The 22,266-nt window shown below is 57.7% G+C and carries 21 protein-coding genes and 1 pseudogene; 13 read left to right on the top strand and 9 right to left on the bottom strand.

Translation table 11 applies throughout. The features are described from left to right. Positions 1 to 179: 179 nt before the first annotated feature. The 6 genes and pseudogenes from QA646_RS24020 to QA646_RS23995 all read left to right on the top strand — a co-directional run bounded on the left by QA646_RS24020 (position 180) and on the right by QA646_RS23995 (position 7,030). Positions 180 to 1,220, top strand: a complete 1,041-nt coding sequence (locus tag QA646_RS24020; protein ID WP_283059245.1) for a UDP-glucuronic acid decarboxylase family protein — start codon at positions 180 to 182, stop codon at positions 1,218 to 1,220. After that, entirely contained in the window at positions 1,220 to 2,206 is a 987-nt protein-coding gene (gene galE / locus QA646_RS24015; RefSeq protein WP_283059244.1) for a UDP-glucose 4-epimerase GalE, read from the top strand. The genes QA646_RS24020 and galE overlap by 1 nt, the downstream gene beginning before the upstream one ends. Continuing rightward, on the top strand, positions 2,203 to 4,065 hold the full coding sequence (locus tag QA646_RS24010; RefSeq protein ID WP_283059243.1) for a glycosyltransferase family 2 protein: 1,863 nt from the start codon (positions 2,203 to 2,205) through the stop codon (positions 4,063 to 4,065). The genes galE and QA646_RS24010 overlap by 4 nt, the downstream gene beginning before the upstream one ends. 60 nt (positions 4,066 to 4,125) lie before the next feature. Continuing rightward, complete coding sequence (locus tag QA646_RS24005; protein ID WP_283059242.1) at positions 4,126 to 5,085, top strand: glycosyl hydrolase; 960 nt, start codon at positions 4,126 to 4,128, stop codon at positions 5,083 to 5,085. A 187-nt stretch (positions 5,086 to 5,272) separates the two neighbouring features. Beyond that, a pseudogene (locus QA646_RS24000) lies at positions 5,273 to 5,377 on the top strand (hypothetical protein); the annotation flags it as partial. 309 nt (positions 5,378 to 5,686) lie between these two features. After that, positions 5,687 to 7,030: a GMC family oxidoreductase gene (locus QA646_RS23995; protein ID WP_283060550.1), complete on the top strand. Its 1,344-nt coding sequence runs from the start codon at positions 5,687 to 5,689 to the stop codon at positions 7,028 to 7,030. Here QA646_RS23995 and QA646_RS23990 read toward each other — a convergent pair. Together QA646_RS23990 and QA646_RS23985 are read right to left on the bottom strand one after the other, a co-directional pair. After that, on the bottom strand, positions 7,027 to 8,256 hold the full coding sequence (locus QA646_RS23990) for a CmpA/NrtA family ABC transporter substrate-binding protein (RefSeq protein ID WP_283059241.1): 1,230 nt from the start codon (positions 8,254 to 8,256) through the stop codon (positions 7,027 to 7,029). The genes QA646_RS23995 and QA646_RS23990 overlap by 4 nt on opposite strands. After that, the gene (locus QA646_RS23985) at positions 8,253 to 8,855 is read right to left on the bottom strand and encodes an ANTAR domain-containing response regulator (protein ID WP_283059240.1); all 603 of its coding nucleotides are present in this window, start codon (positions 8,853 to 8,855) and stop codon (positions 8,253 to 8,255) included. The genes QA646_RS23990 and QA646_RS23985 overlap by 4 nt, the downstream gene beginning before the upstream one ends. 335 nt (positions 8,856 to 9,190) lie before the next feature. Between QA646_RS23985 and QA646_RS23980 the strand changes: the two genes are divergently transcribed. Continuing rightward, a complete protein-coding gene (locus QA646_RS23980; protein ID WP_283059239.1) occupies positions 9,191 to 9,691 on the top strand; it encodes a histidine kinase in 501 nt (166 codons plus the stop codon). Between the two features lie 105 nt (positions 9,692 to 9,796). Here the strand turns inward: QA646_RS23980 and QA646_RS23975 are convergent, their stop codons facing one another. Continuing rightward, on the bottom strand, positions 9,797 to 10,285 hold the full coding sequence (locus QA646_RS23975; RefSeq protein WP_283059238.1) for an NUDIX domain-containing protein: 489 nt from the start codon (positions 10,283 to 10,285) through the stop codon (positions 9,797 to 9,799). 120 nt (positions 10,286 to 10,405) lie between these two features. Here QA646_RS23975 and QA646_RS23970 point away from each other — a divergent pair, with 120 nt between their 5' ends. Then, positions 10,406 to 10,690, top strand: coding sequence for a hypothetical protein (locus QA646_RS23970; protein ID WP_283059237.1), 285 nt, complete (start codon positions 10,406 to 10,408; stop codon positions 10,688 to 10,690). A gap of 151 nt (positions 10,691 to 10,841) precedes the next feature. On the opposite strand, the gene QA646_RS23965 is transcribed toward QA646_RS23970, so the two are convergent. Beyond that, on the bottom strand, positions 10,842 to 11,036 hold the full coding sequence (locus tag QA646_RS23965; RefSeq protein ID WP_283059236.1) for a hypothetical protein: 195 nt from the start codon (positions 11,034 to 11,036) through the stop codon (positions 10,842 to 10,844). On the opposite strand from QA646_RS23965, the gene htpG reads away from it, so the two are divergent. Then, on the top strand, positions 11,023 to 12,912 hold the full coding sequence (gene htpG / locus QA646_RS23960; RefSeq protein WP_283059235.1) for a molecular chaperone HtpG: 1,890 nt from the start codon (positions 11,023 to 11,025) through the stop codon (positions 12,910 to 12,912). The genes QA646_RS23965 and htpG overlap by 14 nt on opposite strands. 89 nt (positions 12,913 to 13,001) lie before the next feature. Here htpG and QA646_RS23955 read toward each other — a convergent pair whose 3' ends face one another. After that, positions 13,002 to 14,366, bottom strand: a complete 1,365-nt coding sequence (locus QA646_RS23955) for an FAD-containing oxidoreductase (protein WP_283059234.1) — start codon at positions 14,364 to 14,366, stop codon at positions 13,002 to 13,004. Positions 14,367 to 14,695: 329 nt separating this feature from the next. On the opposite strand from QA646_RS23955, the gene QA646_RS23950 reads away from it, so the two are divergent. Together QA646_RS23950 and QA646_RS23945 are read left to right on the top strand one after the other, a co-directional pair. Next, positions 14,696 to 16,441, top strand: coding sequence for a type I secretion system permease/ATPase (locus QA646_RS23950; RefSeq protein ID WP_283059233.1), 1,746 nt, complete (start codon positions 14,696 to 14,698; stop codon positions 16,439 to 16,441). Beyond that, on the top strand, positions 16,438 to 17,748 hold the full coding sequence (locus tag QA646_RS23945; protein ID WP_283059232.1) for an HlyD family type I secretion periplasmic adaptor subunit: 1,311 nt from the start codon (positions 16,438 to 16,440) through the stop codon (positions 17,746 to 17,748). The genes QA646_RS23950 and QA646_RS23945 overlap by 4 nt, the downstream gene beginning before the upstream one ends. Before the next feature lie 196 nt (positions 17,749 to 17,944). On the opposite strand, the gene QA646_RS23940 is transcribed toward QA646_RS23945, so the two are convergent. Further along, positions 17,945 to 19,384 carry a family 16 glycosylhydrolase gene (locus tag QA646_RS23940; protein WP_283059231.1) on the bottom strand — a complete coding sequence of 480 codons (1,440 nt, stop codon included), beginning with the start codon at positions 19,382 to 19,384 and terminating at the stop codon, positions 17,945 to 17,947. A gap of 295 nt (positions 19,385 to 19,679) precedes the next feature. Here QA646_RS23940 and QA646_RS23935 point away from each other — a divergent pair, with 295 nt between their 5' ends. Further along, the gene (locus QA646_RS23935) at positions 19,680 to 20,021 is read left to right on the top strand and encodes a hypothetical protein (protein WP_283059230.1); all 342 of its coding nucleotides are present in this window, start codon (positions 19,680 to 19,682) and stop codon (positions 20,019 to 20,021) included. Between the two features lie 178 nt (positions 20,022 to 20,199). Here QA646_RS23935 and QA646_RS23930 read toward each other — a convergent pair whose 3' ends face one another. Next, positions 20,200 to 20,427, bottom strand: a complete 228-nt coding sequence (locus tag QA646_RS23930; RefSeq protein ID WP_283059229.1) for a hypothetical protein — start codon at positions 20,425 to 20,427, stop codon at positions 20,200 to 20,202. A gap of 251 nt (positions 20,428 to 20,678) precedes the next feature. Here QA646_RS23930 and QA646_RS23925 point away from each other — a divergent pair, with 251 nt between their 5' ends. Then, the gene (locus QA646_RS23925; protein WP_283059228.1) at positions 20,679 to 21,179 is read left to right on the top strand and encodes an invasion associated locus B family protein; all 501 of its coding nucleotides are present in this window, start codon (positions 20,679 to 20,681) and stop codon (positions 21,177 to 21,179) included. Between the two features lie 283 nt (positions 21,180 to 21,462). Here QA646_RS23925 and QA646_RS23920 read toward each other — a convergent pair whose 3' ends face one another. Then, a complete protein-coding gene (locus QA646_RS23920) occupies positions 21,463 to 21,717 on the bottom strand; it encodes a DUF982 domain-containing protein (protein WP_283059227.1) in 255 nt (84 codons plus the stop codon). A 274-nt stretch (positions 21,718 to 21,991) separates the two neighbouring features. Next, positions 21,992 to 22,234 (bottom strand): DUF982 domain-containing protein, encoded by a 243-nt coding sequence (locus tag QA646_RS23915; RefSeq protein WP_283059226.1) that lies wholly within the window; start codon positions 22,232 to 22,234, stop codon positions 21,992 to 21,994. Between the last annotated feature and the right edge of the window lie 32 nt (positions 22,235 to 22,266).

Here is a 22,266-nt window from a genome sequence, read left to right as displayed (position 1 = left end):
ATGGACGCTGTGGCAAATTTCAGGATGCGCAGCTAACGACAGTTCATGTTGCTGCAAGTATAAAAACAGCAATATCAACGCTGCCTTATAACACTTTAGCCTGACATGAAATCACTAACAAAGTGTTTCTATCTCAGGAAAAAGAATAGGTAGATTTTGAGGTCGGTCAGATGAAAGTAATGCGTCCAACAACAGATCGCTCTGATATTACTACTCTCCTTGGCGACATCCGCGTTCTCCATTCCAAGCAGCAACCTCGGCATATTCTAGTCGCCGGCGGCGCGGGTTTTCTTGGATCACATCTCTGTGAGCGTCTCCTCAAATTGGGGCACAGTATCGTTTGCGTCGACAATTTCTCAACCGGACTTGAGCGCAATATCAGCCATTTGCGCAGCTATAACCGCTTCAGCGTCATAAGGCATGACGTCGTCGATCCGATCGACATCGAAGCCGATGAAATCTACAACCTTGCCTGCCCGGCATCGCCTCCTCATTATCAGGCTGATCCGGTGCACACGATGAAGACATCCGTCTTCGGTGCGCTCAATTTGCTGGAATTGGCTGCCCGTACCGGTGCTCGCATTTTCCAAGCGTCCACCTCTGAAGTCTATGGTGATCCGCTTGTGCACCCGCAGGTCGAGAACTATTGGGGCAATGTAAACTCGTTTGGCCCCCGGTCCTGCTATGACGAGGGCAAGCGCAGCGCCGAAACGTTGTTCTACGATTTTCATCAAAGATACGACGTCGAAATCAAGATTGCGCGAATCTTCAATACTTACGGGCCCCATATGCGTCCCGACGATGGTCGCGTCGTATCGAACTTCATCGTGCAAGCGCTGAAGGGTCAGGACATCACCATCTATGGCGATGGCTCGCAGACGCGTTCGTTCTGCTTCGTTGATGATCTCATCGAGGGCTTTCAGCAGTTGATGGCGACCGATCCCTCCTTCACCGGGCCCGTCAACCTCGGCAATCCGGGTGAGTTCACCATTCTGGAACTCGCCGAACAGGTGATCAAGCTGACCGGCTCCCGCTCCAAGACCATTTGCAAGCCGTTGCCGACAGACGATCCGCGCCAGCGCCGCCCGGATATATCCCTTGCCCAGGACAAACTGGGATGGAAGCCGCTGGTGCCGCTCTCAACCGGCTTGGAAAAGACGATCTGCTATTTCGACCGTCTTCTCACCGAAGAAGCACATGAATGGGTGGGGACCGCGTGATGTCGCAGAAAAAAGTTCTGGTAGCCGGTGGCGCCGGATATATCGGCAGCCACACGGCCAAGCTGCTCCGTTCAAAAGATATCGAGCCGATCGTCTTTGACAATCTGGTTACGGGGCATCGCTCTTCGGTGCGTTGGGGACCATTCGTGCATGGCGATATCCTCGATACCAGCGCCCTGACCCGAGCCCTCCTGCAGTATAAGCCGGATGCGGTCGTGCATTTTGCCGCATCCGCCTATGTCGGCGAGTCCGTAGAGGATCCCGCCAAATATTATCGCAACAATGTCAGCGGGACGTTGTCCCTTCTGGACGCCTGCCGTCATGCCGAAATCGACAAGATCATTTTCTCGTCAAGTTGTGCGACCTACGGCACCCCGGCGTCTCTCCCCATAACCGAGACAACGCCGCAGGTGCCGATCAATCCATACGGCAGGACGAAACTCATCGTTGAGCAGATCCTGAAGGATTACGCGGCAGCCTATCAAGTGAAATATGTTGCGCTGCGATACTTCAACGCCTGCGGCGCCGATCCGGATGGAGAACTCGGCGAATGGCATGAGCCGGAAACGCATCTCATTCCGAGAGCTTTGCTCGCGGCCGCCGAGACAATCCCGCATCTTGCCATCTTCGGCGACGACTATGACACGCAAGATGGAACCTGCGTTCGCGACTATATCCATGTGACGGATTTGGCGCGTGCCCATGTTCTGGCGCTCGAGCACCTCGTCAATGGCGGCGACAACCTTTCCGTCAATCTCGGAACGGGCTACGGCGCTTCCATCAACGAGATCGTCAGCGCCATCGGCCGTATCACCAAACGCGAAGTCCCGGTCGAGATGCATGCAAGACGGGCCGGCGATCCGCCGGCGCTCTATACCGACCCGACCTTTGCGCGTGAGGCGCTTGGCTTCTCGCCTGAATACTCCGACATCGACACCATCATCAAAACTGCGGCTCCCTTTTTTGGTTTGGAGCCGCGGACATGACAAACACGACCAACACGTCCAATGAAGCGACCGAACCGCGCCTGATATCGGTTCTCCAAGGCCGCGATCGGTTGGAATATCTCGCCGGTGCTGCAGTCTGGCTGGCGATGCTCATGTATTTTTGGGCCTGGTGGCTGAAGCCGGGGCATTATATCGGCTTTTGGCGCTTTACTTTGGTGACGGCCATACTTGCTTGGGTCACCCTTCTGCCGGCCTATTTCATCGCAATATTCTATCGTGCGAAGAAACCCGCCGGACCGCTGCAATTGCCGGCAGGCAGCCGCGTCGCCATGGTGGTCACCAAAGCGCCGTCCGAGCCTTTTTCCGTCGTCGCGACGACCTTGCAAGCCATGCTCGATCAAGCATTTCCGCATGACACATGGCTCGCCGACGAAGATCCGATTCCCGAGACGTTGAACTGGTGCCGCCAGCATGGCGTCCTCGTTTCCACACGAAAGAACAGGCTGGATTATCACCGCACGACCTGGCCGCGCCGCACGCGCTGCAAGGAGGGCAATCTCGCCTTCTTCTACGACCACTATGGCTATGAGCGCTATGATTTCGTTGTGCAGCTCGATGCCGATCATGTTCCGGAGCCTGGTTATCTCGTCGAAATGTTGCGTCCGTTTGGCGACCCAAAGGTTGGTTATGTGTCGGCGCCGAGCATTTGCGATCGTAACGCATCGGAAAGCTGGGCGGCACGCGGGCGGCTTTATGCAGAGGCGAGCATGCATGGTTCTCTCCAGGCCGGCTACAATGACGGGCTCGCTCCTCTTTGCATCGGATCGCACTATGCCGTGCGCACCGTCGCCCTCAAGGAAATCGGGGGGCTGGGGCCGGAACTTGCGGAAGATCATTCGACGACGTTGATGATGAACGCCTATGGCTGGCGTGGGGTGCATGCGCTTGATGCCATCGCGCATGGCGACGGTCCCCGCACGTTCGCCGATCTCGTCACCCAGGAATTTCAGTGGTCACGCAGCCTTGTCATGCTGCTGCTGCGATATTCGCCGATTTACGTTCCGCGTCTGCCGCTGAGATTGAAATGCCAATTTGTGTTTTCCCAGTTGTGGTATCCGCTCTTTGCGCTGTTCATGGGCCTAATGTTCGTCACGCCAATTCTGGCGCTCGCCTTCCATCAGAACTTTGTTGCGGTCACCTATCCCGAATTTTTCGCCCACTGCGCACCACTCTCCATCACCTTGATGCTGTTGGCCTATCGGTGGCGCGCCAGCGGCTCATTCCGGCCGTTCGATGCCAAGATCCTGAGCTGGGAGGGAGTATTTTTCCTCTTCGCCCGTTGGCCTTGGGCGGTAGCTGGAACGGTCGCTGCTGTCAGGGACTGGATGACCGACTCCTATGTCGACTTTCGCATCACGCCCAAGGGTGCGTCCGAAGTCGATCCGTTGCCTTGGCGAGTTCTGCTGCCCTACGGCTTTCTGTCGGTGGCTTCCGTTCTGCCGGTTCTCCTTGTCGACAGGGCTGGTGAAACGCGGGGTTTCTATATCTTCGCGATTATCAACTCCGTGCTCTATACCCTTCTGCTGCTGACCATCGTCATCCAGCACGCTCGGGAGAATGTCGTCAGAATTCGAGCAAGATTATATCGGCCGGCAATGGCTGCGGGCCTTCTTTGCCTTATCGCCGCTCCTGGATTCGCCACCATCGAACGCGGATCGGAAGGGCTGGCGTCTCTGACGTGGGGTACCGGACGCTTCCGGCTTTATGAAACACAGTATGCGGTGGCCGGTGCCGGTTTTGGAAGGCAGGACCTCCAAAAACTGACGTTCAAGCCACACTGGTTGGCCGATACGTCGAATAGCGACCTTTCGCAAGATGAAACATCAAATCCGAGCTAGTCGATCAGAAACGATTAGCGGCAGACGTTGCCGATGTGTTGTTGACAGGAGGAAAAACCAATGAGCAACAAGAAAACCAAAGCAGCGACAGTCGCCTTATTTGTAACCTTGGCGACGACTGGAACAATTTTGGCGGCAAGCATACCCCGCGGGATCCCCGTCGGTGAAGCGACTCATCCCGCACCGATTACCGACAAGCGGCCGCAGATCGGTCCGGACTCGGTTATCTTCGGCGCATATGATCCGCACGGTGATTTCAAGGACGACGCGAACTCGAAGATCGAACATATTTTCCTTCCCTGGGAAGATGTCGATCTGGGAACGCTGCCGCTTGCCGATGATTATGCCCAGAAGCGGGGACGGAAGCTTTTGATCACCGTGGAACCGTGGTCTTGGGCAGTGGGTTGGCGATTGACATCCGAAGCGCTGCTCCAAGGCATTCTCGCCGGCAAGTATGATAGCAACATGGCTGCTGTCTGCGAGGCTGCAGCCACGTTGAAGAGCGATGTGACCATCCGCTGGGCGCAGGAGATGGACGAAACCGACAACCAGTTCACCTGGGCGCACTGGAAGCCCAGCAGCTACGTCACGGCTTATCGGCGAATGGTGAATGTTTGCCGCCAGCACGACAAGTCGGCGAAATATATGTGGTCGCCTAAAGGCGAACCCGGTCTTGCCGCCTTCTACCCAGGCGACGATGTTGTCGATGTCATCGGCCTTTCGGTGTTCGGGCTGCAACAGTTTGACAGGGATCATTTCGGCGCGGACCGGACGTTTGCCCAATTGCTCGCGCCGAAATACAAGCTGGTCAGGGCCTTCAACAAGCCCGTCGTCGTGGCTGAACTGGGTTATGAAGGCGATTCCACTTATGTCGCCAATTGGGCTGCGAACGCGGCCAAGCAATATCCGGAATTTCCGAAGCTGACGGCCGTCGTCTACTTCAATGACAAGGAGCTCTATCCTTGGCCGAAACCCTACGGTCTTCCCAATTGGCGGGTCGTCAAAGAGGCGAGCTTCTGATCGTGAAGTTTTTCGACCTATGCGCGCAGGATGATCTTTCACACGAGGCTCTGACGTCTCATAATATAATAGGCGTCTGAGCCTCCACTTTTTGGTCATCTTGGTTATCGACCGAAAATTTCGTAGAAGGCAGGTCTGGTCGTTTTGACGTCGGAATACCTGCTTGCAGTAACGGAAGCTGACCGTGATGAAAATCGAGCAACTGTCTAATTACGACGACAATTCGGTCATTACAGCGGACCTCGTAATCGTAGGGGCTGGCCCCACGGGGCTGACGATTGCAGCCCAATGTGCGAGAGCGGGCAGGAAAGTACTCATCGTCGAAAGTGGACTTGAACTCGAAGATTCCGAGCACTCGGCGCTCAACGAGGTCGAGAGCGTCGGCCAACCGCAGTCCGAAGCGCAAACCCGCAAGCGGATCGAATTTCACAGCCCACAAGCCAAGTTCTGGTCCCAGGAAATCCAGCCTTTCGGTGTACGCTGCCGAGCGCTTGGTGGATCGACGCATGCCTGGGCCGGGAAATCTGCATCTTTTGATTGTATTGACTTCAAGCTTCGCTCGTGGGTTCCGAATTCCGGTTGGCCAGTCGATCGCGAACACATGGATTCTTATATCCTGCGCGCAATGGACGTGCTGAATCTCAGCCCGAAGGAGCCATTGGGCCGCTTTGACAAGGAGGGACTTCATTCCTTCTATTGGCAGTTTGCCCGCTCGCGCGTGGATCGGCTTGACGTCATGCGCTTCGGCAGCGAATTCATGGCGCAACGGCCGGATAACGTTCATGTTCTTCTGAATGCGACGGTGACGCGTGTCGGCCTGAGCCCGGACGGAGCGCGTTTCTCACACCTCGACGTCGCAAGCATGGAAGGCAAGCGCGCGCGCATCCAGGCCGGACAGTGCGTGCTGGCCGCGAGCGGGATTGAAAACGCCAGGCTGCTGCTGGCGTCTAACGATGTGCATTCCAATGGAATTGGCAACCACCACGATGCCGTCGGGCGATATCTCATGGATCATCCCGGCGCACGCATCGGTGCCATCCCGCCCGACCAAATGGCCGTGCTTACCCAGCTCTTCGGCTTCTTCGGCGTTCATCACAATGGCCGCGCGCACATGTTCATGCATGGCTTGGCGCTGACCCCGGAGATACAGGAGCGCGAGAAGCTGCTGAACGCCGCTGTCTATTTCGCCACGGAGCGCGCACCGGACGATCCATGGGATGCGTTGAAGCGGCTGATGCGCCGACAGACTACAAATGTCGGACGCGATCTGCTTTCGGTTGCGACGGGTTCCGGGCTTATCGTCAAGGGACTCGGAATGAAGGTCCTTTCTGACGGCCGGACGCCCAAGGCCCTCAAGGACATCGTAATCAATACCGCCATCAGGATGTCCCCGAATTTGGTCGCCAATGAATTCCAGGATCATGGCGTGCCGCACAAGCTGGTCGGCTTGAGGATCGAGGCGATCTCCGAGCAAATTCCCAATCCCGACAGCAGGATCACTCTCAGCTCCCGAAAGGACCGGTTTGGTGTGCCATTGGCCAAGATCGCCTGGCGGATCAACGATGTCGAACGTCAAACACTGCTGAGGATTGCTGAGCTTTCACGCACCGCCCTGATGAGTGCCGGCCTGCCTGCCCCTATACTGGAAGATTGGGCGCTGGAGCGGCGGCCACAGGACATCGTCATCATCGACATGGCACACACGCTTGGCACGACGCGCATGTCGGCCGACGCGAAGACAGGCGTCGTCGACCAGAATTGCAGGGTCCACGGATTGCCCAACCTTTATGTTGCCGGCGGATCGGTGTTTCCAACCAGCGGCCACGCAAATCCCACATTGATGATCCTGGCTTTTGCGATAAGACTGGCCGATCACCTGGATTCAAACTGGCAAGGGTTTGAACCTTCCGCGTCGGATTATCACCGAACGCTGGAAACGCATTAATCAGCCGCCTTCGGCTGTCTCTGCGCTTCGATATAGGCATCGATCTTGTCCGGATCGAACAAGCCGCCATCGAAGAAACCATCGGGGCCGAGGGTCAGGCTGGCGTCGGTGGAGCCAACCGGCGTTTCCACGCGAAGAGCGCCTTCGACCTTGGCGCTGGCGCCGGGCAGGGGCACACCAAGCGCCTGCAATGCCGATCGATATATGTCCGGCCTGTAGGTATTACGGGCGATGGTCTCGTTGTGTTCATCATGGGCGACCTGTCCCCAGCGCACCATTTGCGTATAGAACCATAGCGCATGGCTCTTCCACGGGAAGGTTGCCGCCTTGGCACGCGGAACGAAGAAATCCCTGACGCTGGTGACCTGACCTCCCCCGACCTGCAAATTGCCGGAAAGAGCCGGCAACAGCCAGTCGACGGGTCGGCCGATATAGGCGGGCTTGGCGAGAATAGATGCCAAGGCCTCCCGGTTTTGCGGGTCGGAGCACCAGACAGCCGAGCGATATAGGGCTCTAAGAAGGGCGGCCATCGCGTCGGGGTGATCGTCCGCCCAGCTGGCATTGGCGCCGAGCACTTTTTCGGGGCTGGACTTCCAGATGGCGGCTTTGACCGTTGCCATATGGCCTTTGCCGCTTAAGACACCAGCAGTATTCCACGGTTCGCCGACGCAATATCCGTCGATCTGCCCGGCACCGAGCGCATCCGCCATCTCCGGCGGTGGCAGGATGATGATCTCGATGTCGCGATCTGGATCCATGCCGCAAGCTGCAAGCCAATAGCGCAGCTCGTAATTATGCCCGGAATGCGGATGGACGACGGCGAAACGCAGCGGACGTTCCGAGCGGCTGAGGACGACCTGATGCAGGGCTTTGCCGTTGCGTCCGGCATCGAGGTCATCCGTTGCGTCGGCGGCGGCCATTTCTGCCCAAAGCGCATTCGATACCGTCACCGCATTGCCGCCGAGGCCGAGCGCCATCGGTACGATCATCCGCGGAGCCAGCGGCGTCAGTCCGAGATTGCAGGCAATCGGCATCGGAGCGAGCATATGCGCCACATTGTAGCGACTGACTGCTAGGCGGTCGCGAATATTGGCCCATGAGACCTCGCGGGCGAGCTGGAGGTCGATCGCCTCGGCCTCCGCGAAACCCTCTTCCTTGGCGATGACGAGCAGGGCGCTGTCGAGCAGGGGCAGGAACCCGGCGATGATCTCGTGTTTCTGCGTCATGCATTTTCTCCTGGATCGAGCAGGCCGATCGCGGTTACCAGACTTTGCGCTATGTCTATGATCTTTCGGTTCTGGTTCATGGCCGTCCTGCGCATCAGCGCATAGGCCTCGTCTTCGGAAATGCCCCGCGATTTCATCAGCAGTCCCTTGGCGCGGTCGATCACCTTGCGGTTCTCGAGTTCGCCCCGGGTCTCTTCCAATTCGCGATTGAGGCGCGCGAATGCGTTGAAGCGGCTGATGGCCATCTTCAGGATCGGCCGTACGCGCTCCTGCTTTAGCCCGTCGACGATGTAGGCGGAAACGCCGGCATCGACGGCCGCTTCGATCGAGGCTTCGTCCGAGCTGTCGACGAACATGGCGATCGGCCGCTTCACGGCGCGCGAGAGCTGGAACATGTTTTCGAGCATGTCTCGATTGGGATTTTCCAGATCGATGACGATCACATCCGGATTGATCTCGCTGATCCTGCGGGCGATGCCATTGATGTCATGGACGACCGTGACATTCTGATAACCGGCCTCGCGCAATCCGGCCTCGATGATTGAGGCGCGAATGCGGTTCTCGTCTATGACCAATACGGCAAGGGTATGGGATTTCATCGTCGCATATCGCCTCCGGCCCAAGCTCGCTGGGTTGTTCAACCGCCAGAGCCGCCGCGTGCTTCCTTACGATCGGTTCGCCGCAATCGCAACGGCAAAGGGGGACCTATAAGTTCCTATGGCGGGAAATTTGTAAACCAGTACCGCAGAACGTTCGGGAGAGGTCCGCAGGGAGCTCGACATTGCTATCGGAAAACACCCCAAATTTGGGCCTCGGGGCGATCGGCCTTTGTCTCGTGTTCGCAATAGCTTGTCGATATTTTGGCCTTAGCAACGTGAGTCTCACGCCTGCCGCTGACAAAACAGCACACAACGGACGCTGACAGGACCTATCCATGAAAAAAACGCTTCTCATCGCCGCGGCATTCGCAGCAGCCTTTCCGCTTCTTGCTCACGCCGAAACCATACAGTTCCCAAGCGAGGAACCGATCGCCGAGGTTTCGATTCCGCATAGCTGGGGGCCTAAGGAAACGGAAACCGGCGTCGACGCAACGTCACCGGACTCCGCGATCTATTTTTCGATCGATATCGCCAGCGACAAGACGGTTGATAAGACCCTCGACGACGTTATCGATTTTCTGTCGAAGAATGGCGTCGAAATCGATGACAAGTCCAAGCATGAGTTTCCGGATTCCGTGCTCAACGGCATGAAGATGGCGCATCTCGAATGGGATGGCAAAGACAAGGACGGCCCGGTCGATGTCGAGCTCGGCTTGCTCCAGCCTTCCGAGCATAAGCTTCTGATCGTCACCTACTGGGGATCGAAGGAAACTCAGGACAAGCATGACGAAGCGGTGCAGAACATCATGCATTCGCTGAAGCCGCTCAACGACTGATCAGCCGGCGGCAAATGGCGGCAAAGGCAATCGCATATGCCTTTGCTTTTCGCCTTCATATTGGTCGACCCTGGATGTTGCGGCTGCGACGAGGCGGTCGAGCCCTCAGTCCGTGGGGTCGACTGCACCCTGCTTTGTCAAAGGGCTGAGCGCTTCCAGGCGTTCCAGGAAAGGGAGTTGGCTGCCGAGGATCTTCCGGCGGGCGTCGGTGAGAGTGAACCATTCGGCCCGATCGACTTCGGGAAAAGACTGAAGGCGGCCGCTTCCGGGCGGCCATTCGATTTCGAACAGATTACTGCGCAGGGCGGCCACGTCGAATTCGCCTTCGAGAGCAAAAGCAGTCACGTGTTTTCCGCCCTTCTGACGCAGCTCACCCAGCGGCTGCAGCCTCCCTTCGGGGAGATGGCCCATTTCCTCGGCGAATTCGCGTCGGGCGGCGGTCTCGGCCGGTTCGTCCTCCGGATATTCGCCTTTTGGAATAGACCAGGCGCCTTCGTCCCGTTTGCGCCAGAAGGGACCGCCGGGATGAACGAGCAGCACCAGCATGCCGCTTTGCGTCCTTCTGTATATCAGGATGCCGGCGCTCTTCTTCATCGACAATCATTCCCGCACATGGAGTCGTACCCTACGAGGTACATGCCCTGCTGGCCCGGCCGTGATTCAGGTCGCTGTCAGAAGGTGCCTATAGGCTACCGCAGGTAATCAGATAGATCGATGAAAATGGCACACCAGATCGTCGACAGCTACGAGATGAAGACGGTTATTCTCGGACCGGATATGCGGACTATCTTCGTCGTCAACGGCGCTTTGCCGGAAGAAGGCGCAGTATTCCCGCATTGGGCGAATGAGCGTGTTGTTATTGCCCAGGTGATGATAGCCTACATTCAAGGAGAGGCGCATCGTCTCGATATGGTCCAGGGGTATTTCGAGGATCTGGACGACAGCGGCAAGCTGAAAAACAATTCGCAACTGAACCTGTTCCACACGATCGCCAAATAGTTTTTCTCGACGATTTCGGGAAGAAATCAGCAGCCGGCGGCGCTCGGCGAGATGCTGGAACAAACGATGTGGCGCTGCAGTCCGAGGGAAAATGCAGGGATTTATGAGCGGCTGCTGGCCTATTTCGTTTACGGCCGCAAAGATCCCCTTATCAGGCAATTTCCCACCGCAGGGTCCAGCCAGCAGCCAACACTTCACTGAGATGCAGGAAAAGAACCGCCAAGCAGGCGGCCAGTTCGTCAGGGTGGCACGGATGACGGCTCTTGAATTTTTGTCCTTCTTCCGCCACCTCTTCCGCGCGACTTTTAACATTCTCAGGAGACCAGACGCACATGACGACGACCACCGCAGAAAATCCCGCTGAGAGCCACGTCTTTGAGGCCGACGTCGCCCGCCTTCTGCACATGATGGTTCACTCGGTTTATTCGGATAAGGATGTTTTCCTACGAGAGCTGATTTCGAACGCGGCCGACGCCTGCGAAAAACTTCGATATGAGGCAATCGCCACGCCGGCGCTTCTTGCGAACGATCCCGACAGCCGCATTGTACTGACGCTCGATGAGGAGGGCGGCAGGCTTCTCGTCGAAGACAACGGCATCGGCATGAGCCGCGACGAGATGATCGAAGCACTCGGAACGATCGCTCGCTCGGGAACACGGGCGTTCATGGAGCGCATCGAGGCAAACAAGCAGGGCGAGGGCGCGCAACTCATCGGACAGTTCGGCGTCGGCTTCTATTCCTGCTTCATGGTCGCCGAGCGCGTCGATGTCGTATCGCGTCACGCGGGCGCTGATAGTGCCTGGCTTTGGTCTTCCGACGGAAAGGGTGGCTACAGTGTCAGCCCGATCGATGTGAGTGAGGCGCCGGCGCGGGGCACGCGCATTACTCTGCATCTGATGGAGGACGCCAAGAGCTTCGCGTCTCGCTGGACCGTCGAGCGGATCGTCAAAGAGCAGTCCGGCCATGTACCGGTTCCGATCAGGATCGCAGAGAAGCCCGGTGCTGAAGCCACGCAGCTAACCGACGGCACCGCGCTCTGGACCAAATCCAAGAATGACATTACGAGCGAGGAATATACTGATTTCTATCGCGGCGTGTCCGGTCAGTATGACGAGCCGGCGCTGACGGTGCATTTCCGCGCCGAAGGCCGCCATGAATATTCGGCTCTCGCCTTCGTGCCCGGTTCGCAGCCGTTCGATCTCTTCGATCCGGATCGCAAGGGCCGCATGAAGCTTTATGTGAAGCGCGTCTTCATCACCGATGAGGCGGAATTGCTGCCCCGTTATCTCCGCTTCGTGCGCGGCCTCGTCGATACGGCAGACCTGCCGCTCAACGTCTCGCGTGAGATGATTCAAGAAAGCCCGATCCTGACGGCGATCCGCAAGGGCGTCACCAACCGCATCATTACGGCCATCGAAAAACAAGCGGAAAGCGATAAGGATGCCTTCCTGAAAATCTGGGAGAACTTCGGCAGCCTTATCAAGGAAGGCATCTACGAGGACTTCGAGCGCCGCTCGCAACTTCTGGCCCTGTCGCGCTTCCGCACGACTGCGTCTGCGGACGGTTATCGTTCGCTCGCCGATTACGTTGGAGATGCCAAGGAGGGTCAGCAGTCGATCTACTATCTCGTGGGCGGCAGCCTGGATCAACTGAAGGCTTCGCCACAGCTCGAAGGTTTCCGTGCCCGCGGCATCGAAGTTCTGCTGCTCACCGATTCCGTCGACAGCTTCTGGGTAACCAATGCCCCGGAATTCGAGGGCAAGAGCTTCAAGTCGATCACCCAGGGCTCCGCGGATCTCGCGCAGTTCAAGAAGCAGGAGGACGACAAGCCGGAAAGCGAAAGTACTCCGGCCGAAGTACAAGCCTTCCTCGACTATGCCAAGCAGAAGCTCGCCGATGAGGTATCCGACGTGCGCGCATCCGATCGCCTGATCGAAAGCGCCGTCTGCCTCGTTGCTTCCGAACAAGGTTATGACCGGCAACTCGAGAAGATCCTGCAGGGGGCCGGCCGTCTGGAATCCGGCGCCAAGCCAATACTCGAAATCAACATGGATCATCCCGTCGTCAAGGCTATCGCCGCCAAGGCGGATGCGCCTTCGTTGCGCGACGATGCGGCCTTCCTGTTGCTCGATCAGGCACGGGTTTTGGACGGTGACAAACCGGCCGATCCGCGCGCTTTCGTTGAGCGGCTGGCGCGGCTGATGGAAAAAGCGCTGCAGTAAGCAGGCTCATGAGCGATTTCCGCAATCCAAGACTTCGCAGCGGCTGGGTCGTTTCCCATCCGCTGCGGGAGACATCATACCCGAACCGGTTAAGCCGATTTGAGCCCGCCAAGAAGCGTGGGAATAAGTTCAGACACTGTGGGGTGGATCGGCACAGCCCATTTCAGCACCGGGTAGGGCGTGCGCGCATGCATCGCATCGATGAAACCGTGGATCGCCTCGTCGCCTTCGACGCCGAAGATTGCGGCACCGAGGATCTGTCCGGTTTCAACATCGGCGACGACCTTCATCAGGCCTTGTGTCTCGCCCTTTTCGACGGCGCGGCCGACGCGGCTCATCGGCATGGTCGATGTAGCGACTGATCGTCCTTTTGCCCGCGCCTCTTTCTCCGTTATTCCGACGCGCCCGAGTGGCGGATCGATATAGAGCGCGTAGGCGGGGATACGCTCGCTTACCTTCCGGTCTTCGCCGTCCAGGAGATTGGCGGCGACGATCTCGAAATCATTGTAAGAGGTGTGCGTGAAGGCACCGTGGCCGTTGCAATCGCCAAGTGCCCATATGCCGTCGACATTTGTGGAGAGGTGATCGTCGACGACGATATAGCCCTTGCTGTCCAGCGCTACACCGGCCTTTTCGAGGCCGAGATCGTCGGTATTGGGCCGGCGTCCCGTGGCGATGAGGAGATGGCTTGCTTCGACATCCGGATTGCCTGCGGTGGAGATGCGGATATTCTCGCCGCTCTTCGAGAGCCTGATGTCCTCGGCGTTCTTATGGATCGATATACCTTCGGCGCGAAGAACATCACCGATCGCCTGGCAGATATCGTCATCCTCCCGCGGCGCCAGGTACGGGCCGCGTTCGATGATGCTGACCTCGGTGCCGAAGCGCCGGTACATCTGCGCGAATTCGAGGCCGATATAACCGGCGCCGATGATGGCGAGATGCCGGGGCAGGGCCGTCAGATGGATGATGGAGGTACTTGTCAGGTACTCGATGTCTGAAAGTCCGGGCAAAGGGGGAATGACCGGCCTTGCGCCGACGTTGAGAAAAATGCGCGGCGCCGTCAGCGTCTCATCTCCGACGCGGATGGTCTTCGCACTCTCGAAGCGGGCATGTCCCCGTATCAAGGAGATTCCCTCGGTGGATGTGAGCGAGCTCGTGAGTGAATTTCTGGCGTTATTGATAACGGTCGCCGCACGCTTCTCGACAGCCGCCATGTCCGTCTGCATGCCGCCATCTCTGCGGATGCCGTATTCCGCGCTTCGTCGTATCACCTGAGCGGTGCGGGCGCTGGCGACCAAGGTTTTGGTCGGCATGCAGCCGGCATTGACGCAGGTTCCGCCGACGAATTTTCGTTCTATCAGAGCCACCGTCATGCCGGCAGCCGCAAGACGTCCCGCCAGAGACGGCCCCGCTTGCCCGGCACCGACGATGATTGCGTCGAAGGTTCTCATGCTTATCCCTCCCGCAGTTTGATGTCTGTTTTCATGTCCGGTTGAACTGGATGCCGACGCCCAGCCTCTTCCAGTTTAGCAGACTTGAGCGGACCCAGGTCGAAAACCTAAAGGAGCGGCGGCTATGAATTTGGAAGAGGCTCTTATCTGCGGCAAATCCATGCAATTCCGCATCCTGGTTTGTACTTAAGCGGTGCGCAGCCTTGACGACCAGCGCCGCTAGACCATCTCTGGTCGCATACCTGCCGTAAGGGAATATATGTGCCGTAGTCGACAAGCTTCAGGTGCCTCTCTGCCGCGTGTGACGATAACGTAAGGATTTAAGCAACGTGCTTGCTGTCCCGAAAGAGCCACCACAGAAGTTCATCCTGCTGATACTCTCGTCCCTTCGAAAGGCGTTTTTCAGCATTACCATTGCGAGCGCTGCGATAAACACGCTGGCGCTGACCGGCTCCTTCTTCATGCTGCAGGTTTACGATCGGGTTATTCCGGGCCGCAGCCTTCCAACGCTCGCCGGCCTCGCGATCATCACTGCGACCCTGTTCATCTTTCAAGGGGCGCTGGAATTGCTGCGCTCGATGCTGCTTGCGCGTGTGGGCGTATCTCTCGATGAACGGCTGAACCAAAAGGTCTTCGGCTCGCTCATTTTTTTGCCGACGAGGATGCAGACGCCCGATGATGGGCTGCAGCCCGTCCGCGATTTGGAGCAGGTCCGATCGTTCCTGTCCGGAGGCGGGTCTACGGCGTTGTTCGATTTGCCCTGGATGCCTTTCTATCTTGTCCTGTGTTTTCTGTTCCATTTCTGGATCGGCTTTACAGCCCTTTGCGGCGCCATCGTGCTCATTGTCCTGACGATGCTGGCAGAGGTGCTGTCCCAAAAGCCAGCGCTGCAGGCCGCGAAGTCCTCCGCCGCCCGTCTCGGCTTCGCACAGGCGGCGCGACGAAACTGGGAAGCAGTGGTCGCAATGGGTTTTAGCGGCCGTCTTACCGAGAAATGGACGGCAATGAACGAGGACTATCTGGGAAACCAGCTCTCCGCCGGCAACATCGTCGGCACGCTGACCACGATCGCGAAGATATTGCGGATGATGCTGCAATCCGCCGTATTGGCTGTCGGTGCAATCCTCGTCATCAGGCAGGAGGCAACGGGCGGCATCATCATCGCCAGCTCGATCATGGTCACCCGTGCGCTGGCTCCGGTGGAGCTTACAATCGGGCATTGGAAGAGCTTTGTCTCCGCCCGCCAAAGCTGGTCGCGGCTCGCCAAGCTGCTGGATGTGGTCCCTAGCGAACAGCGGGCAGTGGCCCTGCCGGCCCCGCAAAAGGAGCTCAGCGTCGAAAATATCAGCCTAACGCCTCCTAGTAGCCGCGACTTCATCCTCCGCAACATCTCGCTCAAGATAACTGCTGGGACAGTGCTGGGCGTGATCGGCCCCAGTGCTTCCGGAAAATCGTCACTTGCCAGAGCGATCACCGGTTTGTGGCCGGTCGTGATCGGCGCGATCCGGCTCGACCAGGCAGCGTTGTCGCAGTGGGAGCAAGGCGAGCTAGGCTGCCATATCGGATATCTGCCCCAGGATGTCGGCTTGTTCGACGGCTCGATAGCCGAGAATATTTCCCGCTTCGCGACGGACATGCAGCCCGGACCGATTATCGCGGCGGCCAAGGCGGCCGGCGTCTATGACATGATCGTCAAGCTGCCGGATGGGTTCGACACGGTCATCGGCGAGGGCGGCTCGCGGCTTTCCGCCGGTCAGAGGCAGCGCATAGCCTTGGCCCGGGCACTTTATGGCGATCCGTTTCTGGTGGTTCTTGACGAGCCGAACTCCAATCTCGATGCCGAGGGCGAGGCATCCTTGACCAAAGCCTTGATGGGCATCCGGGCACGCGGCGGCATCGCCATCGTTGTTGCGCACCGGCCGAGTGCTCTGGCTGCTGCGGATAAAGTCGCGATCATTGCCAACGGCCAGTTACAGGCATTCGGAGCCAAGGATGAGATTCTTGGAACACCGGCGAGACATTCGGGGACCGGACCGGTGCGCTTGATGATCGCCGGCGAGGATGTGAGTGGATGAAAAACACGAGCTTGTCTTCCACAGAACGAGCGATCCGCCGCCTTTCCATTTTCATAGTGGCGACAGTTCTTCTCCTTTTCGGCGTCCTCGGCGGCCTTGCGGCAGCAACGAAGATTTCGGGAGCGGTCATTGCCTCCGGTACCCTTGTCGTCGACAGCTATGTAAAAGCCGTTCAACACCTCAAGGGCGGGATCGTCGGGGAAATCCGTGTGAAGAATGGCGACCACGTCGATGCCGACCAGATATTGATCCGCCTGGACGATACACAAACCAGAGCCAATCTCGGCATTATCAGAAAGCGTTTGAATGAGCTTTCCGCCCGAACGGCGCGTCTGGTCGCCGAGCGTGACGACAAGGATGCGATCAGCTTTCCGGCAAACCTGCTCTCCAATGCCGGTGACGATGGTGTGGCGAGCATACTTGCCGGCGAGCGGCAACTGTTCGCCGACCGGTTGGCGTCGCGACAGGGCCAGAAGTCGCAGTTGCGCGAGAGAGTTCAGCAGTTGAAACAGGAAGTGGACGGCTTCGTCGCGCAGGAGAAGGGGAAACGGATCGAGATCGAGCTTGTCACCAAGGAACTGAGCAGCCTTCAGCGACTGTTCGATCAAGGCATCGTTCCGGCGGCAAAGGTCTATTCGCTGCAAAGGGACAGCGCTCGTCTGACGGGGGAACTTGGTAACCTCATCTCATCGATCGCTCAGACCAACGGCAAGATCACCGAAACCGAGCTTCAGATCATTCAGATCGACGATGACCACAGCTCCGAAGTCTCCGATCAATTGCGGCAGGCCGAAAGCGATACCGGTCAATTTTCGGAACGGTTGATCGCCGCGGAGGACGATCTCAAACGCGTGGATATAAGAGCGCCGCAGGCAGGCATCGTCGATCAGTTGAATGTCCACTCGGCCGGCGCCGTGATCGGGCCGAAAGAGACCATCATGCAGATCGTCCCCGACAAGGATGCACTGGTCGCCGAACTCAAGCTTCCGCCGCAGGATATTGATCAGATCGCTGTCGGGCAGGTGGTCGCCTTGCGTTTTTCCGCCTTCAACCAGCGCATTACACCGGAACTGAATGGGCATGTCGAAACCGTTTCGGCCGATCTGACGACCGACCAGCATTCAGGGCTCAGCTATTACATCGTTCGCGCCAAAGTGCCGAAAGATGAATGGGATCGATTGGGGAAGCTGACGCCTCTCCCCGGTATGCCGGTGGAAGCGTTCATGCAGACGGGCCGAAGAAGCGTTCTCGCCTATCTGACCAAGCCGATGACCGATCAGATAAAGCGCGCATTCAGAGAGGATTAGGACGTTCCTCTGAGGCGTTATATGAGCCGATATACCGGGTTCAGGGTATAAGCGCAGCCGCCATGAACGGCTGCGCAGAGCGCTTAAAGCAATTCCCGGAAAAGTGCGCAGCGGTTTTCCATCCGGGATGCGTAAAAACAAAGAGATAGAGCAGGAAAGCGATTCCGTGAAACGCTTTCCTGCTCTGGGGCTTTTATCAGATATGCCAGTCCGGAGTATGGGCAGCCGCTGTCGCTGCGGTCTGGGTGAGATGGTCATTCAACTGATAGGCCTTGATGTAGTCAATCTTCATCTCAGACCCGTTTTGCAGGCTATCCGTCGGAGTGCCTGCTACGCCGCCGACGGCCTGATCCACCAGCATATACATGGGGCTGTGCATATCGGCTGGCGTGTCGGCATGGGCAACGGCCACATCGTCGAAATACCAGACGATCTGATCCTGATCCCACAGCACGCCGTAATTGTGAAAGCCATCGGTGCTGGGAACCTGCACCGGAATGAGCTGCTTCGTGTGCTGACCCGTTTCGTTCGAATGAACAGTGACATTGACCGTGCTCGGATCCTGCCCGCGCATTTCCATCACATCGAGCTCGGGCGGCCAGGAACCGTCTTCCGGCAGAAGCCAGAAAGCCGGCCATGTGCCTTGATCGTGGGGCATCTCGGCCCGCATTTCGAAATATCCATAAGTCTGGGCGAAAGTGGAGTGGGTCGTCAGAATGCCGGACGTATAGTCATAGCCGTCCAGAAGCGATTTCAGCGAATCGGGCGTCGGTTTGGCTGTAATCGTCAGCACGCCGTTCGAAACGGAAAATGGATTGGCCGATGCGGTCGGGCCATAGAGCGGATTGACAAACCACTGCAACTCGCCGTCTCCGGTTATGCTGCTGCCCTTGTCTGGCGCCCACCAGTATTTCGCATCCCAGGTGCCTTGCGTTCCCTGATGCAGAGAAAGCGTATTGAAATCGTCCGAAAATGTTTGCGTGAGGTCGGAACGGTCGAGCCCGAGCTGGAACTGGTCCGAATGCAGGTCGGCAGCGGTCTTGTTGGCAAAAACAAGGCTTTCGCCGTTGCCGAGATCCAGATGCAGATTGGCGCCTTGCTGAGTAAGATGACTGACGACCTGATCGAAAGACGTCAGCCCGTATTGGTTCAGGCGCACCTTGTCATCACTGCTGAAGTCGGTGATGAGGTCGCTGCCATTGCCCTTGGTGAAAATAAAGGTATCGGCGCCGCCTCCGCCGATCAGAACGTCGTTGCCCGCCCCGCCGTCGATAGTCTGGCTGCCCGTGCCGCCGGTGATGATATTGTCGGCGCTGTTGCCGAAGGCATGGCGGCCATCGCCGGTCACCGTGAGATTCTCGAAATTATCGGGAAGCGTGTAGTCCATCCAGGTGTTGATGGTATCTACGCCCCCGCCGGGCGCCTCGGACGCGTGGTTGATGTTTGAATAGAGATAATAAATATCGTCTCCCGTGCCGCCGACCATCGTTACGTTGACGGAGCCGTCACCCCAGATCGAATCATTTCCCGCCGTGCCGTAAAGCGTCGGACCGGAGCCCGTGGCGGAAAACCAGCTTGTGGAAGTGCCGCTGTAATAGAGCGTTTGGCCTAGTGCATTGAGAACCGTATTGGGCATCGGAAACCTCTCCATTGTGCTTGGCTGTCCCCTCCACAGAGCCAATATTCCTCCGTGCTTACGTTGGAAAGATAACATTTTCCGCGCCGCAGCATAGCCCCTTTGGATGTTAATTTCAGCCATGCGTAATGTTTTTCCGGCTAAAGAGCGCTGCATTCAATCTGAAGCTGTCCTGTTGTACGCATCATCCGAAAGGGAAGCGGCGGCGTCGCAATGAAAGATGGAAACAGGGTAGCGCGATTTCTTCCGGAACCAGAAAGGCACACAGAGGTTTGGTCGAGAGGAGGATTGATTCATGAGCAACTTTGATCATCAACCGACACCAAACGATCGGCCACCGGAAATCCCGCCGAAGCGGCGTTCAGGGATGGTCGGCACAGCGATTATCGCGGCGATCGTACTTCTCTTCGTCATCGCGGCTATTTCATCGAACTATTGGCGAGAAAACCCGGCGGGCACCGACCAGCAAACGACTTCGTCCACCACTCTTCCGGGTTCGGGATCGGGAGCAGGTACGGTTAACAACACGCAGCCGAATGAGCAGATGCAGCCCGCACCTGCGGATCGCAGTGAAAATAATCAGAGAGGCATTACCAGCACCCCTTCGCAGCCCAGTAGAAATGGCGTTCAGCGATAGCGGTCGTTCGCCGACGAGCTCGCCTGTTCCTGATGAGAGCCATATGTCATGTCAGCACGAATGCTGAACGCGCATGTCCGTTTTACGGTGAAGGTTGAGTAGCCTTTGCGATTGGTGAGGCTGTGGTGCCGAGCCGCTGTGGGCAAATGGCGAAATGGCGCAAGGCGTCAAGGAAGCACTACAAATAGCCTCCGAAAACCAACAGAAGCACGCCGGCAGCGATAAACAATAATCCCGGCCAGTTTCTTGACACTCCGAGAAAGCGGAGCCCCTGGTGCTGTGGCTCCAGCGTTTCACCACCTTGCATCGATCGGTGCGGTTCGCTCAACCGTCTGCCGAGGGCCTCCCTAAGCAGGTAAAGCAACCCTCCGATGACCAATATTACTCCGATTAAAATCGCTGACATGAACATCTCAGCCTTTTGTTACGGCCAATAAGACAGAAAGCAGTTCTGACCTTCATTGTTCCGATTATCTCTTCGGCGCATCGCCCGGGAGGATGTTTTTCAGCCGCGTTCCGGTGACCCCATGCGGCAAACATTAACAGATTTTAATCGACCCCTTAAGAAACAGATAACGAACATGCAGCCAGACTGCCCGAGCCAGAGAGTTGTACGCTCTTTTGGCTTCGGCACGTCATAGGAAGAGGCAGGAAATCATGTTCGCTAGAAGACTCCCCACCGCGTTTGCGCTCGTATTGTTCGGTTTTTCCACGGCATATGCTGAGCCACCCGCCCGTATCGGGCAATTTGACGCTTGGGGCGCCTATTCCTATCGGTCCGGAGGAGAGGTGAGCTGCTATGTCCTATCGACCCCGACCAGCCAGGCACCGTCGACGGTTGACCACGGGAACAACTACTTCATCGTCGCGCGAGGGCCCGACGGCAAGGCATATATGCCGGAAGCCGCCATGGGGTATGATCTGAAGCAGGGAGCGCCGATGCAAGCCACGATCGGGGACGCCACTTTTACCATGTTTACGAAGGACCGGCACGGCTGGGTCGAAGATCAATCAAAAGAGCCCACGATGGTGGATGCGATGAAATCGGGCAGCGAACTTAGCCTGCAAGCCACATCGCGGCGCGGGACAGCGACGAGTTATTCCTATTCGCTTTCAGGCATTACGGCAGCCCTGAAGCGAATAAAGGTCTGCGAATGAGATGGCGGCTTGTCGTGGAGCCCGGTGGCGACTTGCGTAAGAGCCGATGGCCGTGAACAAAAGCCCGCCGCAGACCGGGAGTCGGTAATCGCGGCGGGCTCACGCTCCAGTGGCCGGCGTGGTACACCGTGAGCTGCGGGGAAAGCGTCCCACTGGCATGAAACCAAGAAGAAGCATTTAAGTTCCGCGACTTGTCTGTGTTGCGACAATTCGCGCGTCGGACCATGGCCGCGTGCGATGCAGCCGGCCGCTCGCACCAGATGAGGAGCGGCTTGGGGGTCTCTTACTGCAGCAAAGCTACGCCGGCTTCTTCCGCCGCCTTGATGAATGCTTCTCGGGCGGCTTCCGCGCAGACCACACCCATCATCGCATCAAGGCATGTCCGTACGGCGGTCACATATTCTTCGCCATCTTCAATCGGCCAATGTTCCAGCAGCGTCTCAGCCGCATCCTGTACCGAATTGACCCGCCGATATCCCTCCGTGCCTCCCATCACGAGCGTCACGGCGGAGAAGGGCCGCAAGGTGTTTCGTTTCAAAACGCATTACCTCCGAAACATAAAGACCTTGGTAACCTTGCAAAAAGCATTCCGCGGAAAGCAGCACGACCCGTTCTCCTACATGTAAGGGGCTAAATCGCAGGGTATGCTTCCTGAGAACCAGGCATGCCGATGCCCGGCTGCGCGGCAGACAAGGCAGGGCTCGGCCTGAGGCGGCCAAAGCTCGGGCTGTGAGGGAGAGATGTCGATGAAGCGTAAAACAGGTTGCCGTGCTCCGCGTTACACGCGGCACGGGAGCGATCGGCAAATAACCTCAGCGACGGGCCAGAAGCGCCTCGATCGAGGCCATTTCAAAGGCGTCACGCGCCTCGCTCGCCGTACATTCGTGCTCGAGGGCGGCGCTGCAGACCTTCTTAGCTTCCCTTAGAAAGACGCCATCGGCAATCGGCCATTCTCTTTCCAGACACCCCACAGCTTCGGCCGGACTCTTGACGACCTTCTGTTTCCCACTGCTGACAATGACGGAGACGGGTGCCTTCCATGCGAGAGCGCTCATTCTGATCCTCCTTTGTCTTTCAGGTGAAGTTA

The sequence above is a fragment of the Rhizobium sp. CB3090 genome (assembly GCF_029714285.1).
Taxonomy (GTDB): Bacteria; Pseudomonadota; Alphaproteobacteria; order Rhizobiales; family Rhizobiaceae; genus Rhizobium.
The sequence above is the reverse complement of the archived record's forward strand: the minus strand, read 5'-3'. Positions and strand labels throughout refer to the sequence as shown.